General features: G+C 38.0%; 25 protein-coding genes. 1 reads left to right on the top strand and 24 read right to left on the bottom strand.

Going from position 1 to position 19,459, the window contains the following annotated elements; all coding sequences use genetic code 11:
- The first annotated feature begins 64 nt into the window (after positions 1–64).
- Positions 65–304, top strand: coding sequence for a hypothetical protein (locus tag O1449_RS07020; RefSeq protein WP_269239551.1), 240 nt, complete (start codon positions 65–67; stop codon positions 302–304).
- A 293-nt stretch (positions 305–597) separates the two neighbouring features.
- On the opposite strand, the gene O1449_RS07015 is transcribed toward O1449_RS07020, so the two are convergent.
- The 24 genes from O1449_RS07015 to O1449_RS06900 all read right to left on the bottom strand — a co-directional run bounded on the left by O1449_RS07015 (position 598) and on the right by O1449_RS06900 (position 19,457).
- Positions 598–951 carry a lipopolysaccharide assembly protein LapA domain-containing protein gene (locus O1449_RS07015; RefSeq protein ID WP_269228094.1) on the bottom strand — a complete coding sequence of 118 codons (354 nt, stop codon included), beginning with the start codon at positions 949–951 and terminating at the stop codon, positions 598–600.
- A gap of 18 nt (positions 952–969) precedes the next feature.
- Positions 970–1,272 (bottom strand): integration host factor subunit beta, encoded by a 303-nt coding sequence (locus O1449_RS07010; RefSeq protein ID WP_005216452.1) that lies wholly within the window; start codon positions 1,270–1,272, stop codon positions 970–972.
- A 156-nt stretch (positions 1,273–1,428) separates the two neighbouring features.
- Positions 1,429–3,111, bottom strand: a complete 1,683-nt coding sequence (rpsA, locus tag O1449_RS07005) for a 30S ribosomal protein S1 (RefSeq protein WP_005159935.1) — start codon at positions 3,109–3,111, stop codon at positions 1,429–1,431.
- Positions 3,112–3,225: 114 nt separating this feature from the next.
- Positions 3,226–3,906 (bottom strand): (d)CMP kinase, encoded by a 681-nt coding sequence (gene cmk / locus O1449_RS07000; RefSeq protein WP_269239550.1) that lies wholly within the window; start codon positions 3,904–3,906, stop codon positions 3,226–3,228.
- A 9-nt stretch (positions 3,907–3,915) separates the two neighbouring features.
- Positions 3,916–4,356, bottom strand: coding sequence for an SRPBCC family protein (locus O1449_RS06995; RefSeq protein ID WP_269239549.1), 441 nt, complete (start codon positions 4,354–4,356; stop codon positions 3,916–3,918).
- Positions 4,357–4,422: 66 nt separating this feature from the next.
- Complete coding sequence (gene tadA, locus O1449_RS06990; RefSeq protein ID WP_269239548.1) at positions 4,423–4,947, bottom strand: tRNA adenosine(34) deaminase TadA; 525 nt, start codon at positions 4,945–4,947, stop codon at positions 4,423–4,425.
- 5 nt (positions 4,948–4,952) lie between these two features.
- Positions 4,953–6,077: an enoyl-CoA hydratase/isomerase family protein gene (locus O1449_RS06985; protein WP_269239679.1), complete on the bottom strand. Its 1,125-nt coding sequence runs from the start codon at positions 6,075–6,077 to the stop codon at positions 4,953–4,955.
- Positions 6,074–6,787, bottom strand: coding sequence for a uracil-DNA glycosylase (gene ung, locus O1449_RS06980; RefSeq protein WP_046738869.1), 714 nt, complete (start codon positions 6,785–6,787; stop codon positions 6,074–6,076). The genes O1449_RS06985 and ung overlap by 4 nt, the downstream gene beginning before the upstream one ends.
- A 45-nt stretch (positions 6,788–6,832) precedes the next feature.
- Positions 6,833–7,429, bottom strand: coding sequence for a 6-pyruvoyl trahydropterin synthase family protein (locus O1449_RS06975; RefSeq protein WP_046738846.1), 597 nt, complete (start codon positions 7,427–7,429; stop codon positions 6,833–6,835).
- Between the two features lie 110 nt (positions 7,430–7,539).
- The gene (gene gspK / locus O1449_RS06970) at positions 7,540–8,496 is read right to left on the bottom strand and encodes a type II secretion system minor pseudopilin GspK (RefSeq protein ID WP_046738845.1); all 957 of its coding nucleotides are present in this window, start codon (positions 8,494–8,496) and stop codon (positions 7,540–7,542) included.
- On the bottom strand, positions 8,493–9,122 hold the full coding sequence (gene gspJ, locus O1449_RS06965; protein ID WP_269239678.1) for a type II secretion system minor pseudopilin GspJ: 630 nt from the start codon (positions 9,120–9,122) through the stop codon (positions 8,493–8,495). The genes gspK and gspJ overlap by 4 nt, the downstream gene beginning before the upstream one ends.
- Positions 9,122–9,508: a type II secretion system minor pseudopilin GspI gene (gspI, locus tag O1449_RS06960; protein ID WP_004662377.1), complete on the bottom strand. Its 387-nt coding sequence runs from the start codon at positions 9,506–9,508 to the stop codon at positions 9,122–9,124. Before gspI ends, gspJ begins: the two co-directional genes overlap by 1 nt.
- Positions 9,495–10,046, bottom strand: coding sequence for a prepilin-type N-terminal cleavage/methylation domain-containing protein (locus O1449_RS06955; RefSeq protein WP_269239547.1), 552 nt, complete (start codon positions 10,044–10,046; stop codon positions 9,495–9,497). The genes gspI and O1449_RS06955 overlap by 14 nt, the downstream gene beginning before the upstream one ends.
- A gap of 8 nt (positions 10,047–10,054) precedes the next feature.
- On the bottom strand, positions 10,055–10,666 hold the full coding sequence (locus O1449_RS06950) for a TetR/AcrR family transcriptional regulator (protein WP_269239677.1): 612 nt from the start codon (positions 10,664–10,666) through the stop codon (positions 10,055–10,057).
- A 40-nt stretch (positions 10,667–10,706) separates the two neighbouring features.
- Positions 10,707–11,480 carry a TatD family hydrolase gene (locus tag O1449_RS06945; protein WP_269239546.1) on the bottom strand — a complete coding sequence of 258 codons (774 nt, stop codon included), beginning with the start codon at positions 11,478–11,480 and terminating at the stop codon, positions 10,707–10,709.
- A gap of 16 nt (positions 11,481–11,496) precedes the next feature.
- A complete protein-coding gene (locus O1449_RS06940) occupies positions 11,497–11,841 on the bottom strand; it encodes a PilZ domain-containing protein (RefSeq protein WP_004662384.1) in 345 nt (114 codons plus the stop codon).
- Between the two features lie 338 nt (positions 11,842–12,179).
- Positions 12,180–13,163: a DNA polymerase III subunit delta' gene (locus O1449_RS06935; RefSeq protein ID WP_269239545.1), complete on the bottom strand. Its 984-nt coding sequence runs from the start codon at positions 13,161–13,163 to the stop codon at positions 12,180–12,182.
- A 2-nt stretch (positions 13,164–13,165) separates the two neighbouring features.
- Complete coding sequence (kdsB, locus tag O1449_RS06930; RefSeq protein ID WP_269239544.1) at positions 13,166–13,927, bottom strand: 3-deoxy-manno-octulosonate cytidylyltransferase; 762 nt, start codon at positions 13,925–13,927, stop codon at positions 13,166–13,168.
- Positions 13,928–13,936: 9 nt separating this feature from the next.
- Entirely contained in the window at positions 13,937–14,944 is a 1,008-nt protein-coding gene (lpxK, locus tag O1449_RS06925; protein ID WP_269239543.1) for a tetraacyldisaccharide 4'-kinase, read from the bottom strand.
- A gap of 2 nt (positions 14,945–14,946) precedes the next feature.
- On the bottom strand, positions 14,947–16,674 hold the full coding sequence (gene msbA, locus O1449_RS06920) for a lipid A export permease/ATP-binding protein MsbA (protein ID WP_269239542.1): 1,728 nt from the start codon (positions 16,672–16,674) through the stop codon (positions 14,947–14,949).
- Positions 16,671–17,099 carry an ExbD/TolR family protein gene (locus O1449_RS06915; RefSeq protein WP_005159883.1) on the bottom strand — a complete coding sequence of 143 codons (429 nt, stop codon included), beginning with the start codon at positions 17,097–17,099 and terminating at the stop codon, positions 16,671–16,673. The genes msbA and O1449_RS06915 overlap by 4 nt, the downstream gene beginning before the upstream one ends.
- Before the next feature lie 14 nt (positions 17,100–17,113).
- A complete protein-coding gene (locus O1449_RS06910) occupies positions 17,114–17,743 on the bottom strand; it encodes a MotA/TolQ/ExbB proton channel family protein (RefSeq protein ID WP_050039989.1) in 630 nt (209 codons plus the stop codon).
- Between the two features lie 47 nt (positions 17,744–17,790).
- Complete coding sequence (locus tag O1449_RS06905; protein WP_269239541.1) at positions 17,791–18,678, bottom strand: ParB/RepB/Spo0J family partition protein; 888 nt, start codon at positions 18,676–18,678, stop codon at positions 17,791–17,793.
- Complete coding sequence (locus O1449_RS06900; protein ID WP_005216479.1) at positions 18,675–19,457, bottom strand: ParA family protein; 783 nt, start codon at positions 19,455–19,457, stop codon at positions 18,675–18,677. The genes O1449_RS06905 and O1449_RS06900 overlap by 4 nt, the downstream gene beginning before the upstream one ends.
- Positions 19,458–19,459 lie beyond the last annotated feature (2 nt).

Below are 19,459 nucleotides of genomic sequence, written 5' to 3'. Positions count from 1 at the left end.
GAAAAATCAAGAAATACCTATACAACAACGCTTAAAATTCTTGCCCAATCTTGCTCACTTTATCATGAGCTTTGCGGATTTAAATAAATATGTACTGCCCTTTAATTTTCCGCAGAATGAATATGAAGAAGCAATCAATGTTCACTGTAAAGAAGATGCTAATCATTGGCCTTGGTATTTGCATGACCTAGAAACGCTTGAGCTCAACAATAAACAAGAACTTACCAACACCCTTAGATTTATTTGGTGTGATGACATGTCACCTAGCCGTAAACTATCTTACGAATTAATAGGCTTGGTCTAGAATCAGACGGCACTTATAAGATATGTAGTGAAACACATTTAAGGCAAGAAACTGGACATTCTATAGGCGATGAAGAAAACGTTTTTGAAAATATACTAATAATGCGAGAAATGAATGAAACAGCATTGATCGTAGTAGAAAAAAGTTTTAATGCTTTTACTCAATTTATGGATCAGCTTGAATTGAACTTGAAAAATGAAATTAAAATTAATGAAGTATTTTTTAATCACAAACTAAAAGGGCTACTTCAATTGTGAAATAGCCCTTTTCAATACTAAATAGCAATTCAACTATTAGATCTTATCATTCGGATAAACATCTAAAACAGTTTTTTCATGCCTTACGCTTGCAGCAGCTTCTGCGGCTGCTTGCTGAGCAAGTTGGATCTGCTCTTTTCTAAGATGGTCAATATCTTTACGTAATCGTTTAATTTCCCAATTCGTTTGGAAAACTCGAAATACTTGAACACCTAGAAGCAAACCGACAACGACACCTAATGCCAATGTCAATAAAAGCAATAAACCTAAACGCATAGCAGGAACTTGAGTAAACAATAGGTTCACTTCTAATTCTGCTGGATTCTGTAAAACTAGGGCAAGCGAATAACCAAATAGAGCAAAAAGTAATGCAATTAAGATATAACGCATAAACACCTCAATTTTTTATTAATCAACAGTCTCGTTTACTGCATCACGAAGTGCTTTACCCGGTTTGAAATGCGGGACAGCTTTTGCTGCAACATCAACTGATTTACCAGTTTTAGGATTACGCCCTAAACGTGGCTCACGATGATGTAATGCAAAACTGCCAAAACCACGAATCTCAATACGATCGCCACTCGAAAGTGCTTCAATCATTTGATCAATCATAATTTTAACAGCATCTTCAACCAACGGTTCTGCCAAATGAGGGTTTTTAAGGGCAATCCGTTCAATCAAATCAGATTTGTTAAGTGCTTCAGTAGTCATCGATGACCTCTTTAATTATTGCGACTTTTCAATATTTTAATAATAACCTGTTTAAATACAAAACGGTAGCGCAGTACATCGATACTACGCTACCGTTTGCAGTATTTTTGTATAAAAAGGTACATCTCTGTTACAAGAAATGTACCTTTTAACAAATTACTTCATTTGAGCTTTAATCAAATCACCAATAGTCTTAGGACCATTAGCTTCTGAAACTTGAGCTGCTGCTGCTTGACGAGCATTGTTCACAGCTTCTTTCTCTTCAGCTTCGTCTTTCGCTTTGATAGACAAGTTGATAGAGCGAGATTTACGATCAACGTTGATGATCTTCGCTTCAACTTCTTGACCAACTTCTAAGAATTTAGTCGCATCTTCAACGCGGTCACGATTGATTTCAGAAGCTTTAAGCGTTGCTTCGATGTCATCAGCTAATTTAACTGTAGCACCTTTAGCATCAACAGCAGTCACAGTACCTTTAACTAAAGCACCGCGTTCGTTCGCAGCTAAGAAATCATTGAATGGATCGCTGTTTAATTGCTTGATACCAAGGCTGATACGGTTACCTTCAGCGTCTACAGATAAGATAACTGCTTCAACTGTGTCACCTTTCTTGTAACGACGAATCGCTTCTTCGCCTTGTTCGTTCCAAGAAATGTCAGATAAATGTACTAAACCGTCGATACCACCAGATAAACCGATGAAGATACCGAAGTCAGTGATTGACTTGATCGTACCAGAAACTTTTTCGCCTTTTTCATTTGCTTTAGCAAACTCTTCCCATGGGTTAGCACGAGTTTGTTTGATACCCAATGAAATACGACGACGTTCTTCGTCAACTTCAAGAACCATAACATCAACTTCGTCACCGATCTGAACAACTTTAGATGGGTGGATGTTTTTGTTTGTGTGGTCCATTTCTGAAACGTGTACTAAGCCTTCAACGCCTTCAGCGATTTCAGCGAAGCAACCGTAGTCAGTTAAGTTAGTGACACGTGCTTTAACGATAGAACCTTTAGGGTAACGGCTCATGATCGCTAACCATGGATCTTCGCCTAATTGCTTAAGACCTAAAGATACGCGGTTACGCTCGCGGTCAAATTTAAGTACTTTAACTGTAACTTCTTGACCAACTTCAACAACTTCTGAAGGATGCTTGATACGCTTCCAAGCCATATCTGTGATATGTAGAAGACCATCAATACCACCAAGATCAACGAACGCGCCGTAATCAGTAAGGTTCTTGATAGTACCTGTAACTGTTTGACCTTCTTCAAGTTGAGCAAGTAATGCTTCACGGTCAGCTGAAGATTCAGCTTCCATAACTGCACGACGAGATACAACAACGTTGTTACGTTTAGCATCAAGTTTGATTACTTTGAACTCTAACTCTTTACCTTCAAGGTGAGTTGTGTCACGAATAGGACGAGTATCAACTAAAGAACCTGGTAAGAATGCACGTACAGGACCGATGTCAACAGTGAAACCGCCTTTAACCTTACCAGAGATAACACCAGTAACGATTTCGCCGTCTTCAAAGATTTTCTCAAGTTTAGTCCAAGTTTCAGCACGTTTTGCTTTTTCACGTGATAAAACTGTTTGACCCATACCGTTGTCAAGCGCTTCAACAACTACGTCAACAGTATCGCCAACTTGAACTTCAAGTTCACGTTGTTCATTTAAAAATTCAGCACGGTCAACAACACCTTCAGATTTAAGGCCAGTGTCAACAGTAACCCAGTCAGAATCGATACTAACAACAGTACCTTGGATGACTGCACCCTTTTCAACGTTGAGGTTTAATTCACTTTCTTCAAAGAGGGCTGCAAAAGATTCGGTCATGATATACCTGATAAAGTCCGCGGTCTTGGATCAGACAAGGCCGGTTTAGTTAAGTTGTTACATTGTCCAAAAGATCTGATCAAGCAATGCTTCAACTGATAAAAAATTGTGTATCTAGTTTATACGGCTATTAATATAGTCAACCATCAACTGAAACACTTCATTGATGCCTATTGTAGAACTATCAATGATATACGCATCTTCAGCGGGCTTGAGCGGAGCAACTGTTCGCTCCATATCTCTTTTATCTCTAGCCTGTATGTTAGATAAAATGTCGCTTATTTTAGCATCAAGACCTATGCCCTGCAACTGTTTTACACGTCGCTCTGCACGAGATTCAGCCGATGCTGTTAAGTAGATTTTCGCTTGAGCCTCTGGAAAAATCGCTGTCGCCATGTCACGACCATCTGCAACCAATCCAGGTGCTTGAATAAATGCACGCTGACGCTCAAATAATGCTTGTCTTAATTCAGGAACAGTTGCAACTTTAGAGGCATACTCACCAACTTGCTCAGTACGAATAGTGTTGGTCACGTCCTCACCCTCAAGAAAAATAAGCGTGCCTACATCTGTTGATTTAAACTCAATATCCAAATGGGTTGCAAAATCAACACATTGTACTAACTGTTCTTGAATTTTATTCAGTAGATCTCGCTGAAATAGCGACAGTCCAAGTAAACGATATAAAGCACCTGAGTCTAATAAATTAAAACCATAATGCGCAGCAATTTTAGCTGCCAATGTCCCTTTACCAGAGCCACTTGGACCATCAATCGTAATAATATGAACTGTCATTCCCATCTCTTATGAAGCAACTGACTTCGCTAATTTTGAAAAACCTAGTGTAATCGCTGCTTTGAGTTGTGCAAGAACTAATTTACTTACAAAAGGTGCTTTTGCCGTAAATTCAATCTTATAAGTCACTAAAGTAATAAACGGTGTGATTTCTTTAAAATCAATTTGTCCGAGATGGTGTTTCACCAAAGGATTATTAATCAATTTATATTCAATACGTTTATTCTCTTCTAGTAATGTAATTTCTTCTTGAAGAGGCTTGACTGGTCCAAAGCCCATACGGCGAATTGAACCGATTCCATCTGGACGCTGAGGATCAGCAGAATCTTTTACACGTACAACTTGTAAAGGAGCAAATGCTTTATTATAAGTTGCATGTTTTGACAATAAGTCAAAAACTTCAGAAATTGGTGCATTAAACTCTTTTTTTATGGTGATTGCATTACGCATAGCTTTGCCTTTTTGATCTAGCCAAAATCATTGGAGGCTTAGTTTGCCACAACTAGAGTGACATTTTTAATCATTTAAGGACGTTTTTGATAAACGAATTTTCTTTTTTTCATCTCGTCTTTGTTTGAAAAATGCACTGAGTTGCAATGAACATTCAGCTTGCATACAACCTTGTTCAAATACGAATTTATGATTGTAATAGCCATTTTCTAATAATTGTCGAGCACTGACCAACGAACCAGCCTTAGGCTCTGTTGTAGCAAACACTACTTTTTTGATACGGGCATGAATGAGTGCACCAACACACATCGTACAAGGTTCAAGCGTCACATACAGTACAGCATCGTCTGGTAAGCGATAGTTATTCAATGATTGACAGGCTGCACGTAAAGCTTGAATTTCAGCGTGAGCGGTAGGATCAGATTGTTTAATTGGCGTATTATAACCAGCACCAATAACTTTCTCTTGACTCACTATCACCGCTCCAACAGGAATTTCTCCCTGCGAAGCAGCTAGTGCAGCTTGCTCATAAGCAAGCTGCATCCAATATTCATCATTAAAGTTTTCTGAAATTGTGACGTCAATACTCATCGATTTTAAGCAATAACACCATATTGTCTTAATAAAGCATTCCAACTATCAATCGTAGTTACCGGAGCACAATCAGATAAAATATCTTTTAATGTAATCTTTTCCGCTGCTTTCCATTCTGGTGATAAGTCTTTATCAACTAAACGTGCACGGACACCCTCAACAAAATCTGGATGACGAATTTTCCAATCAGAGATTTGTGATTCTAATGCAAAAACTTCATCCCAAGCATGCCCTTGCTTACCCCATTGCCATAGCAACCATGTAATCGCAGCAGTACTTGGGGAACCTTTTTGCAGATTTTCACTTGCCTGACGTAACCAATCACTACTTGCATCACTCAAACCAATAATCGCTTGATAGTCATACTCAAAACTTTGACCACGACATACGCTATGAATCACATCGATTGAATTTTGTAACGGACCTGATGCTACAGGGCGATGTAGACTATTTAAAGTATCATCGATTGCACGGAAAGCACCCGCAGGATAATGATTCCAATCCACATTCAAAACTTTTTGAAGAACATTATCTCGCTGAGCTTCACAAATATGAGTTGCCCAACCAATGCTAAAAGCACCAGCTGCAGTCATGATTGAACCAGTTAAACCTGTAAACAGCCCAATTTGACCACGATCTGCAAGGAAACGACTTCCTCCTACATCAGGATAGAGACCAATATTGATTTCAGGCATTGCAAGACGTGAGTAAGGTGTGACCAGACGAAATGGCGCAGCCATGAATAGGCCTAAACCACCACCCATAACATAACCTTCACCCCAAACCACGATTGGCTTAGCATAGTTATGAAGCAATAAATCAAGCGCATATTCTTGTTCAAAGAACTTGTTTGCGGTATCTACTTCATTATTAATGACAAGTTGACGGAGTTTACGAACATCACCACCCGCGCAAAATGCTTTTGGTGTGGTTGAATCAAACCAAATTGCTTTAACACTGTCATCTTCATGAAAATATTCAAATACTTTCAATAAAGCACTCACAATTGACTCATCAAGTGCATGCAAAGATTTTGGTCGGTTTAAACGAACAATACGCCAACCATTTTTAGCGTTTTCGATAATTAAATCTGGGTGATAACTATTTAAATCGGGAGAAGTCATTATGCGTCCAGTTGCCAGTCTATTGGCTCAATGCCATGTTGTTTCAAATAATGATTTGTTTTAGAAAATACTTTACAGCCAAAAAAACCACCTCTGTTTGCAGCAAGTGGTGATGGATGAGCCGCCGTTAACACAAGATGTTTATTTCGATCAATGCGCTGTCCTTTACGTTGTGCATAAGCACCCCATAAGATAAACACAACATGCTCACGCTGTTCATTTAACACATCAATTACAGTATCAGTAAATTCTTCCCAGCCTTGTTTTTGATGAGAAGTTGGCTGTCCTGCCTCAACAGTGAGTACACTGTTCAACAGCAATACCCCTTGAGCAGCCCATTTACTTAAATCCCCATGACGGGAAATCGGCACTGTGAGATCAGTATGTAATTCATGAAAAATATTACGCAAAGATGGTGGTAATGCAACCCCTCTTTGTACAGAAAAGCTTAGACCATTTGCTTGATTAGGGCCATGATATGGATCTTGACCCAATATCACGACCTTTACATCCTGTAACGGGGTTGTATTCAATGCATTGAAAATTTGCTTGCTAGGCGGATAAATTGTTTTCTGAGCAAGGATCTGTTGCTGTAGGAACTCTCTTAAATGATCCATTTTTTGACTGAGTAGAAATTCTGATAAAGAGATTTTCCATGACTCATCCAACTGAACTTTATTAAGTTTTTCCTGCTGTTGTTCAGTAAATTGCATCAACATTCCTTGAAATAACGATTCCAACATTTAAATCTTGCTTACTTAAATGTTAACTTGTAACTCTACATTTGGATTTTGGAATTTAATTCCATTTTTCAGATTTTCATACATTTGAGGATCGCTCCACTCAATTTGTACTTGCTCTGAAAAAATAATTTGGTCTAGGCTAAGTAAACCCATTTGCTCATTTTCAATATCTTCTAAAAAACTTTGAGCGTAACCTGTATCAGTTTCATGCACGATCACTGAATAGACCTCGACATCACCCTCACCATTCTGTGTTGTGGTTGAAGCGAGCACCTGTTGCGCTAGATAAAAGAAAATCCTTGAAAACTGTTCAGCCGATGGTGAAACTGGCAAGGCAACCCAACGTGCACTAAAAGTTTTACACGCTTGAATATATTCAGGATCATCTTTTTGCCAATAACAAATTGCGTGATCAAAACTGTCAAAAAGCTCTTTAATCACACCTTTTAATAAACCAAAATCATAGACCATTTGCCCATGATCTAATCTTGAGGCTTTTAACAGTAATTCAACCTTATAACTATGCCCGTGAATCGAACGCTTACAGCGATCTGATGTACAATTACGTACAATATGAGCATTTTCAAACTTAAATAATTTACGAATTAACATGCACCAAGCTGATCTATATCTGCAAACAAATTTTATTATAAAGCAAAAAAACCATCGGTGGGATTGATTTTAAGCCTTGTGACTATTCAATAATCCAATCTATACAAAGACTAGAATGGTGCAAGACTTCTTGAATACACAATCACTTGTTTATCTTTTCTCATCATTAAGCTCGTAAATTGGCGCTTACGCTCACTTAGGACCACTTCAATTTGAGCCGTAAAATAATTTGACTTACTATCTAATAAAGATGCAGCATCCGTTTTACTCTGTTCATCTATCCCAGAAAAAGCACTTAATTTCCATAAATCATCTACATTATTAAAATGTGTTAACTCAGTTTCCTTGACTTTCAATTGTTGTTCAATAGCTTTGACATCTACTTTAGGATCAATACTGGCTAATAGCAATGCAGGTGCTGTATTCATATTCACCTTAGTCTGTTCAGGTAATGCCGTAACATAAGGTTTGATCAAATCGTAGTTTTTGCCTTCAAAACCTCGTACAAGTTTTAATTCTTCTATACTATGAAACTTGGTATTCGGCGTTAAATATGCAGGATCTAGTCCTTGGTAATAGCTACTCTCCGCACCCATTGCGCCAGTTACTTCATCATTTGTGTCTTGCCAATCGATCACAGCTTGACTGAGTTCAGCAGGTAGACCTACGCGTTGCAATAACTTTTCAAACCAACGTCGTGCAGAATCATCAACTTGATTGCCATCAGCCTTAACCAAATTATTTAGATTAAACTTTCCTGACTCATCTAGTAGTTTTCCTGAGACAGAACCATCTTCAACAGGAAATGGTGGCATCGGTTTTGCCCAGTTTTCCTGTAAATGGTCAATGCTACTACCGTTATCGCTATCTTGAATGAGTAACTCTGAAAAAAAAGCTTCTGCACTTTTTGCATACAATAACGATTGATCCTGACGCATCAAATAGCCCGTATTTTCAGCAGTATTGGTTTGTCGTTTTGCAATTGTTGCAGCCAAAATCGTTGCTAAAGCAACCATGACTAAAATCGTTAATAAAGCTACGCCACGCTGAGATGAATAGTTTTTCATGGTGGTGAGTTATTTCCCAACAATTGATTTGCATACAGTAGACTAAAAATCCACTCGTAATCCGTACCTGCAACACTAAGCTGTATTTTTAAGCCCAATGGTAATTTTTTTAACTCATTAATATTATTAGGATCACCAATATTTTCAGGCCATTGTGTCAGTTCCTGTGGATTCATCACGATTACTTTAAATTGATCTACATTTTCCAATAAGGTACTTGAGATGGGTTGTACTCGATTTGGAATATTTAGATTTGAATATTTGAGTCGATAAACTTTTTTCTGCGTTGAATCGTAGCGATATTCAATGCGCTCATAAGGTGACAAACCTTGTTTCAACGGATCGGACACTCCTGCTTTGCTAAACATAAAACCACGATCATTTAGCACCAAAGCGGCCTGTAATTGTCGACCATCATTTGCCGTTAATGGAATAATTTGGAGACTATCTCTTAGAATCTGCTGATAGGCATCTTGTAGCGCAAATAAATGTGTTTCATGTTCTGCATTACGATCTTTGACTTTTAATAAATAATCAAAAACTTTCCAACCAAGCATTGAAAGTACGGCAAAAATAGCAATTGCAACCAGCAATTCAACAAGGGTAAAACCCTTTTTAATTTTCATCATGTTTTAGCTTTTGCTGGATAATTAAAAAACACCATATTGGTGATGCCCGCTTCAACTTTACCTTGCTCAGTATTAAATAAACTTACTTGTAATTCGATACGTTGTATTTTTGGACTAATTGTAGCCTGTGCTTTTTTATCAATCTGCCAAGTCTCACCTTGAGAAGTCACCTGTTTCGATTGCGTTCCATCTAACCATTCTTGATTCATTTCCATCATTGCAACCTCATTCATTGCAACGAACTGTGCTTTAGTTCGCAAAATCGCACTCGATGTAGATTGTGTATATTGCATGGCAATTTTTGTTAATGCAATTGCAGCGACAGCAAATATTGCTAATGCAACCATCACTTCCAATAGGGTAAATGCTTTAATCTTCTTCATTTATTTTACCCAAATGATCTATTTCAAACTCATGTCCAATTGGCTGCTGTTCATAATAAAATTGAATACGGACAGGCTTAACTTCACCATTGCCAAACCATATGAGTTGCGGTGCTTTACCACCTAATAAATCCTCATTTCTCGCTTTTCGATATTCTTCAGCATTTAAAGTTTGAATACTAAAAGACACGCTAGTCGGTAGCTCTCGAAGTTTAAACTCTTTATATGGCTGCCAAGTCCGATCAGCTTGCTGAATTTGCTCATGGCTCTGATCATGATATTCAAACAAATTATAGCGAAATGATGCAACGTCAGTCGCATTTTGAGTATTTAAGGCAAAAACTTTAGCTTGATCCGTTGATTCTTTATTAATCTTTTTTAAATCAAGTATAAACATTTCTCTGGCTTGCATCGCTCGACGTTGATCTACACCACCAATATTCAGAACAACCAAAGATGTCATAATGGTCATGATTACAATCACCACCATGATCTCAATGAGGGTAAAACCTTGTTGTAATCTATGTGGTGATTTCATTTTATTTATCAGCCATTCACTAAATATTCAATTTGTTTTGGCAAACCTAAAGCTTGATCAATATAAGCCACACGTAAGCTATCACGTGAACCTAAATAACGCTGATAAAAGCTCGAATTTAGAATAACTGCTGCACCATAAGTCAGAGACCAAATCGAAGCCAAATAATCACGCGTTGTCATCGTGCTATGAATATCCAGTAAATAACTTTCTGTCATTCTAATAATAATACGCAGACGTTGACGACGAACTTTATACAACTCACTAAATAATAACTGAATACCTTGACCCGTCGTAGAGAGGCGTTCTTCAATTTGATGAAATAAAGCAGTACGTTCTGGATGATGTAAATGATGTAGCATGAAAAAAGCTAAATGCTCAGGGAAAGCTTTCTCTGTATCCTGAATCATTTCAAGCAGCATTCGTTCATTACGAATAATCAGCAACATATACAATTCATCTTTGCTCTGAAAGTGCTTATACAATGTGCCTTTAGCAAGATCTAATTCCGCCGCTAAAGCGTCCAAAGTCATGCCTGCTTCACCATTTTCTAATAGGAGTTGTTCAGCGATCTGAAAAATTAAGGCTTCTCGTGCTCTAAACTGAGCTTGGCGATCCATTTTCACGTGATAACTCTCTTTCCTAATACAACAAAACCGTTTACTTCAAATGAAGAAGATTCTCAAAATTCTGCGTGGTAATCATACCAATTTCTTCAACTGACTTTTGATATACATCACCCAATGCTTTTGCGACATAAGGTACATATTTAGGCTCATTGGTTTTACCCCGATAAGGCATAGGTGCTAAATATGGGCTATCCGTTTCAATTAATAACCGATCAAGCGGCACTTGCTTCGCAACATCACGTAATTCTTGTGCATTTTTGAATGAAACAATACCAGAAAAAGAAATATAGTAACCACAATCTAAAACAGCCTTAGCTGTTTCCCAATCTTCGGTGAAACAATGCAAAATACCATGTGTGGACTGCTCTGCTTTTATAATATCGACGGTATCGTGTTTAGCCGACCGTGTATGCACAACCACAGGTTTTTTTACAATTTTTGATGCATGAATATGACGGGCAAAACATCGTTTCTGTTCTGCAATAAAATCTGTACTGTGATAATAATCTAAACCTGTTTCCCCTAATGCCCATACCTTATCAGACTGTGCTAACTCTACAAGGTAGTCTGTTGTTGCCCGCGCCATAATATGATCATCCTCGCATGGATGAACACCTACAGAATAACCCACATCATTATGGCGAGAAGCTATTTCAGCTAATTTAATATGATCGTCAAGATCAACTGAAATCCCCATAAATTTTGAAACACCTGCAAGACGAGCTTGCTCAAGCGCCTGATCTAGATCACCATTATAGGGACTCAGATCTAACATCGTTAAATGACAATGGGTATCAACAAACACGCTTATTTCCTATCACTTACATTGTAAAACTTGGGCGATCCATCGCTTTTGAACCAGCCAATAATTTCTCAGCTTCATTTTTGTAATACACACCTTTTTCACCGGCAAGCTGAATTGCAAAACCTTGTGGTTTAAAATGTGTTTGTTTATGCGAAATCCAAATCACCTTACCCGTTAGTGGAATTTTTTGTGACTGCTCTGGTAAAGTCGCTAAAACAAAAACTTCCTGTCCCATTTTTACAGCTTGTTTCGTGGAAACAAATAGACCGCCACCTTGCACAAAAGGCATATAACTCGATTGCAAAGTTGCTTTATCAGGAATATTGACCTGTATAATTCCGCCCATCATTTGTGGTTGCATAACATTCCCCTGTCAAATACAAATAACTTGAAATATCTATATTTTCATAGCATTAATAAATTTTTAAGCATATTTACATGCCTCTCAAATTCAATATTTTCTACCGTCAATTTAAAAAACTATAATTACTGCTCTTTTGATTATAGGAAACAATCCGACAAACAACAAATAATGTTTGAGGAAAACTGTTCGAAAACAAACAAAAATGGTTTTTATTTAAACAAATATAGCGTTGGATGAATCACGATTTCAGAAGTGATCACCATAACGAAAGCAAATGCTTTTCGGATATTACAAAATCAAGCATTCAATCAACATAAAAGATTTTAATACCCTATCTAAACCACATGCATCAATTGAATAAACAACTGATCTAGTACCAATTGTGTTTGTACATTTTGCTCAACCATCAATTTTTTCTGTTGCAGGTCAGAATAAATTTGAAATAAGCTTTCCAAGTCATAAAGCTGTGCAAGCTGTGTTAAATCTAAGTCTTTATTTCTCAAAGATTGATTTAATTTTATAGCGACTAAATCAGCTAATAAATATTCAAACATTGTCATAAATTCAGAGAAACTCAACTCTTTCGACCACTTGCTTGAATAACTTAAAGGCATATTCTTTTCTGCGACCAACTTAAACCAATCTTTCAAGAATAGATCTCTTTTATGCAACCAGTCACTCTGATTAATTTCAACGGCAGTCAATGGCATGCCATTTGCGAGATTAAGCAACAAATCAATGTGTTCAGCTGAAATATTCGGTATTTGCTGCTGAATAAAGTTTTGTGCATCTTGGGTATCTAGACGGTCTAAAGCGAAATGCTGCAAACGGCTTCGAATCGTTGCTGGTAATTTCAAATAATGATCAGCCAATAGAATCAGAATAACCCTTTCTCCAGGTTCCTCTAAAGTCTTTAGCAATGCATTTGCGGATGCCATATTCAAAGCCTCTGCTGGCTCAATCACAACGACTCGCCATCCATCACCAGTCTGCTGAACAAATGGCAATAAATCACGAATCTTTTCGATTTTTATCTTGGCATTTTGCTTTTTATTTTCTTCATCTGTGGTGATATGGACATATCGAGGGTGTGTATTAGACTTCAACCAAAGACAACTTGTACATTCACCACAAGCTTGTTCGGCTTGTTTGTTTAAACATAAGACCCATGCCACAAACCGCTCAGTAAATTGATGTTTCGCGCAACCATGTTTACCATAAAAAAGTAAACCATGACCTATATCGGGAAAACGCGTTGTCAACAACGCCCATGTCTGCTTGTGCCAAGGATAAACGGTTGTTGACTGCATACTCATCATAATTATTCAAATAAACTTACTGGTAGCGCATTTAAACGCTCTAGATCAGCTTGTGTATCTACACCCGGAGGCAGATTGGCTTCAGCAATATCGATCGCAATACGATGACCATTTTCTAATACGCGTAATTGTTCAAGACTTTCTAATTTTTCAAGATCGCCTTGTTCCCATGACACATATTCTTGCAACAATTTCACACGATATGCATATAAACCCAGATGACGAAAAGCACGATCATGCAACTTTGGCTGCTGTAATTTTGCACCATCACGATCATAAGGAATAGTTGCTCGACTAAAATATAATGCTTCTTTACGATTACTCATCACGACTTTGACGATACTGTCACGCTGGAATTCATCTAATGCGTGAATAGGCTCGCATAAAGTAGACATTGAGCAATGCGGTTGATCAACTAAAAGCTGAGTAACTTGTTGAACCAATTGAGCAGGAAGTAATGGTTCATCACCCTGTACATTGACAATAATATCATTTTCTGCCCAACCTTTTAGACGTGCAACTTCACTCAAGCGATCTGTGCCTGACGGATGATCAGTGCTGGTTAAAACCACATCAATTCCTTCCGAACGACACACTTCAGCAATACGATCGTCATCAGTCGCAACACATAAATCATCAAAACCTGCAACTTTCTTCGCTTGATCTACTACACGTAAAATCATTGGGCGACCATGAATAAGCAAAAGTGGTTTTGCAGGTAAACGCGAACTCGCAAAACGAGCAGGAATGACAATATGTTTCATGTTAGAACTCTAAGAAAATTGGATACCAACTTGTTGCAATTGTTGTTTCAATAAATCATAACAATCTGCAGATAAAACCGCTTCAACAGGCACAACCCAAATCGGAATATTAAATTCTGGGTATTGTTTCAATAGAACCTTAAACTTTACCGCATCTTTTTCTGTGGTAATAATTGCATCTTGATTATTAAAGGTGAGATCATCGATCTGATAATCATAATGATCAGCAAACTCATGTGTTTGATATTGCTTCACATTCAATTGATTTAGAGTTTGATAAAATCTTTGTGGGAAGCCAATACCAACAACCACATTAAAATACTTGTTTGGATCAAATACATTTAAATCTGTATTTAAATTTAAAAGATATGGCTGACCAATCGCTAAATGCATATTCCTTTGTGATTGAGCAATTTTAGTATGTTCAATGACCGTACTTCTATTTAAGCGTGATTTAGGCTCACGTAGATACCCTTCAGGCAGCAACTTTTCATTCCCCAAACCACGATTTTGATCTAGAACAATCCATTCAATTTGACGTGCTAATGCCCAATGCTGCAAACCATCATCGCTAATAATTAAATCGAGTTTTTCAGATTTCAATAATAATTCAATTGATGCTTGACGATTTGGCCCAACCGCCATGGGTACATGAGTAGATTGAACGATTAGGCACGGCTCATCACCAGCAAAATCTGGTTCAGACAAAGCATCCACCAAAACTGGAAAAGGGCCTTTGCCACCATACCCTCGACTAATTACACCAACCCGAACACCTTGTTGCTGTAAATATTTTACGAGCTGAATTAATAAAGGTGTTTTCCCACTTCCTCCAACCGTGATATTACCAATAATCATCACAGGAATTGGAGCTGTGTATTTTTTCTTAAGACCAACCGCATATAAGGTTTTATTTATTTCAAAAATTAAGCGATACAATAATGATAAAGGACGCAACACGATCAACCACGACGCTTTTTTATTCCAAGCATCTTGTACGTGTTGCGCAATAGACATTATTAATTTTCCTCAAAATTACGTTGATGCAATTGATAATACACGCCATGTTTATCTAGCAACTCAGTATGTGTACCCCGCTCGATAATTTGTCCTTTGTCCATTACCACAATAAGATCTGCATTTTCAACTGTAGATAAACGGTGCGCAATAACTATGGTCGTACGACCTTGCATCGCTTCATCAAAAGCTTGTTGGATGAAGTATTCAGACTCATTATCAAGCGCACTGGTTGCTTCATCTAAAATTAGGATCGGAGAATCTTTTAAGATTGCTCTGGCAATCGCAATACGCTGACGCTGACCGCCTGAAAGGTTCAAACCTTGCGCACCAAGTATTGTGTCGTAACCCTGTGGCAAATTCATAATAAAGTCATGCGCAAAAGCAGCTTTGGCAGCCGCAACTACCTGTTCATCACTTGAATCTTGAAGCTGACCATAAGCAATATTGTCACGCACTGAACGATTGAATAGCACAACCTGTTGATTGACTGTCGCAATTTGTGAGCGGAGATAAGAAAGTTCTATTTCTTGTACAGGAATATCATCAAAATAAATTTGCCCTTCACTTAATTCTTGAAAACGCGGCAGCATATTTACTAATGAGGTTTTCCCTGCACCAGATCGACCAACCAAAGCAATGGTCTGACCTGCTTTAATATCTAGACAAAAGTCCTTAATTGCATGCGTACCATCGGTATAACGCAGATTAGCATGATCAAATTTAATATTGCCTTTCAAAACTGGCTTAAGCTGACCATTATTTTCTTCTTCTGGCATGTCAAGCAGTTCAAATACCGAATGTGCTGCAGCCAAACCACGCTGAAGTTTTTCATTAATATCTGTTAAGTTCTTTACAGGTTTAGAAATTAAGCCAGCAGCTGTAATGAATGAAATAAACTCACCCGCGGAGGTATCGCCGAAAACCTGTGGACGTAACGCAAGCCAAAGAATGATAGCCATTGCCATTGATAATAAAAGCTGAATGATCGGGCTATTAATATTTTGCACCACAACCATTTTTAAGCCACGACGAAGATTTTCCTCGGAAGATTTATAAAAACGTTGCTGTTCAAAAACCTCACCCGTAAAACTCTTAACTACCGAGTTTCCATTAATCGTTTCTTGTACCACATGGTTTACATCGCCCATCGTGTTTTGCACTTGAATTGACAACTTACGCATTTTCTTAGATGCGATTCTGACCAATATCCCAATAAATGGCATAAAAACCACGATACATAGAGTTAATCGCCAGTTGGTATAGAGTAAATAACTCAATAAACCAACAACAATCAAACCATCTTTAACCAAGGTCTGTAAAGATTCAGATGAAGCCGCAGTTAACTGCTCGACGTTATACATCAACTTTGCGCTGATATGACCTGCACTATTATCCAGATAATATTGCGCAGGTAATCGTAGTAATTTAGCATAGACTTCCTGACGGATACTAAAAACTAAACTACGTGAAATAACCGCTGAAAAATATCCACCCAAGAACAAACCAAGACCACGGAAGAACATTAGCAAGACAATTAATGCAGGAAACCAATCAAGATTTTCACGGCTACCATTTTGAATCGCATCAATAATATACTTGAGCAACTTGGCAACGGAGACTTCTGTCGCCGCATTGATTCCGAAACCAAGTAATACAAATAAGGCAACACCCCAATAAGATTTTAAATAACCTAATAGGCGTACATAAACCTTAAAATCCTGACTCACTCAGTAAAACCTCTAGTTGGAACTTTGGTGCTAATATTTACGTTAACAAAGCCAAGTTGACCTGCCACATCCATTACACGAATCACATCTTCATGTTTTGCTTTTGCATCAGCTGCAATAATAAACATAAAATCACGACGATCCTGTGCAGCTTGTTTAATCGCAGTACTCAAATCTGCACTATCTTTTGTTGATAATGCTTGACCATTCACAGAATAATGTCCCGTGGAGTCTACCATGATTTCAATTTTGTGATCGAATTGTTTAGGTGGGACACCTTGAGCATCTGGTAAAGTAAGATTTATACGGCTTTGCTGACTAAAAGTCGTAGAAAGTAATAAAAACACCAAAATAAATAACATACAGTCAATCATTGGTGTCAAATTGATATGAATATCTTCGACTTGAGAACGTTTAAATTTCATAATGTCACCTATGCTCAGCTTGCACGGCGATGTTCTTGCACATGAGGTGCTTTTTTGTAGAAAAGTGCAGCATGGAATAATGTTGATTGTTGTTCTAACTCAGCAATATACTCATGTACTACACGTTGAAAATAACGATAAGCAATCATTGCTGGAATCGCTATCAGCATACCTACAGCCGTGGTAATCAATGCTTTAGAGATACCAGGCATCATCATACTTGCATTTCCAGCAGAACCGATATCAATCACTAAAAACGATTCAATAATACCCAATACCGTTCCTAACAAACCAAGCAAGGGTGCAATCGCGCTCAATGTACCTAAAAAGTTAATATTTTTTTCTAGATAGCTAATTTCTTGGGAAGCTGTTGCTTCCATTTGTGCGCGCGCAAACTGCTCACCTTGATCTTGATGATCATAACCAGCTTTTAAAATACGACCTAACGGACTTTTTACAACGTCATCTTGCTCTAAATGTGAAATAACATTGTCCACATTTGAGCCTTGAACCAGTAATGCTTGAGGTAAAACTTGTGACCGTCTTAAGCGAATATATCGCTCAATTGTAATAGCAACCGTAAAAATTGATGAGAGAATAAGCGGTAGCATTAACCAACCACCCGCTTTTACAAGTTCCCACATATTATTCCCCAATAATATTTAAAATATAAAAGGACGCACCTTAAATATTAGTTAGGTAAACAAATATTTAAAATTCCATCCAACTCATCCAATGAGTGATAATGAATGACCATTTTTCCTTTACCTTTTTGGTTATGGTCAATTTTTACATTTGCTCCAAAACGTTCCGATAGTTTCTGAGTCAATTGTTCAATATCAGGAGAAACCTGTACCTTTTCCTTTTCAGGCTTTGGTTCACTCCACTCACGTACTAACTGTTCAGTCTGACGCACTGACAACGCTTTTTCAATTACGATTTTAGCAACATCCATTTGCTCTTTTGCTTTTAGGGTCAGAATGGCACGAGCATGCCCCATATCCAATTGACCTTTTTGCATTAAGTCTTTAATTGGATCAGCCAAACTTAATAACCGCAATAAATTACTCACCGTAGTACGAGCCTTACCTACTGTATCCGCAATTTCTTGATGACTTAAACCAAATTCATCATGGAAACGCTGCAAAGCCACGGCCTGATCAATTGGATTGAGATCTTGTCGCTGAATGTTTTCAATTAACGCCAATGCGATTGCGACTTGGTCATTTAAGTCACGTACAATTGCCGGAATTTCAGCCAAACCTGCTAATTGGGCAGCACGCCAGCGACGCTCACCCGCAATAATTTCATAAGGGTGTTGTTCATCGTCCACTGGACGAATCACAATCGGTTGCATTACGCCATGCTTCTCAATTGATGAAGCAAGTTCTTGTAAATCTTGTTCCTGAATAAAACGGCGTGGCTGATATTCACCACGTTTCAGTAAATTGACATCAATTTGCTTGAGTTGACCATGATCCAAAGCCTGTGCTTCAAGTTGCAATTTTTCTTTTTGAATTGAACCCAATAGTGCATCTAAACCACGACCTTTAGCCAATCCGCGTTTTTTGATGCTCATACAGCACTTCCTTTTTTCACTTTACTTTTCTTCAACATTTCTGCAGCTAAATTCAAATACGCAACTGCACCTTTTGAGCTTTTTTCAAAATAAATCACTGGTAAGCCATGTGCTGGCGCTTCAGCCAAGCGAATATTCCGAGGGATCACCGTTTCGTATAGTTTTTTACCAAAATATTGCTCTAACTCAGCAGATACATCACGAGTTAAAGCATTACGAGCATCATACATCGTACGTAACACCCCGACAATTTCCAAGTTTGGATTCAGGGCTTTTTGTATACGATCAATTGTTTGTGTCAAATCTGCCAAACCTTCCAAAGCATAATACTCACACTGCATTGGAATAATTACACCATTGACCGCAGCCAAAGCATTCACAGTAATCAAACTCAGGCTTGGTGCACAATCTACAATAATATAATCAAATGCTGAATCTACTTCTTGTAACGCATTTTTGAGAATAAACTCTCGCCCTTCTTGCTCGGCAATTGCAAGTTCCACACCCGCAAGCTCTCGGTTTGCACCTAGAACTTTATAACCAACTTCAGCTTTTTGAATCGCCGTTTCAATTGGCACCTCACCCAACAACACATCTGTAATCGAGTAAAGTAAATCATTCTTTTGAACACCAGATCCCATAGTGGCATTACCTTGAGAATCCATATCAACCAATAAGACACGTTTCTTCAAAATCGCCAAAGAAGCAGCAAGATTAACGGCTGTTGTGGTTTTTCCCACGCCACCTTTTTGGTTTGCAATCGCAATAATTTGAGCCATGA

It is taken from the genome of Acinetobacter sp. TR3, from assembly GCF_027105055.1.
Taxonomy (GTDB): domain Bacteria; phylum Pseudomonadota; class Gammaproteobacteria; order Pseudomonadales; family Moraxellaceae; genus Acinetobacter.
The sequence above is the reverse complement of the archived record's forward strand: the minus strand, read 5'-3'. Positions and strand labels throughout refer to the sequence as shown.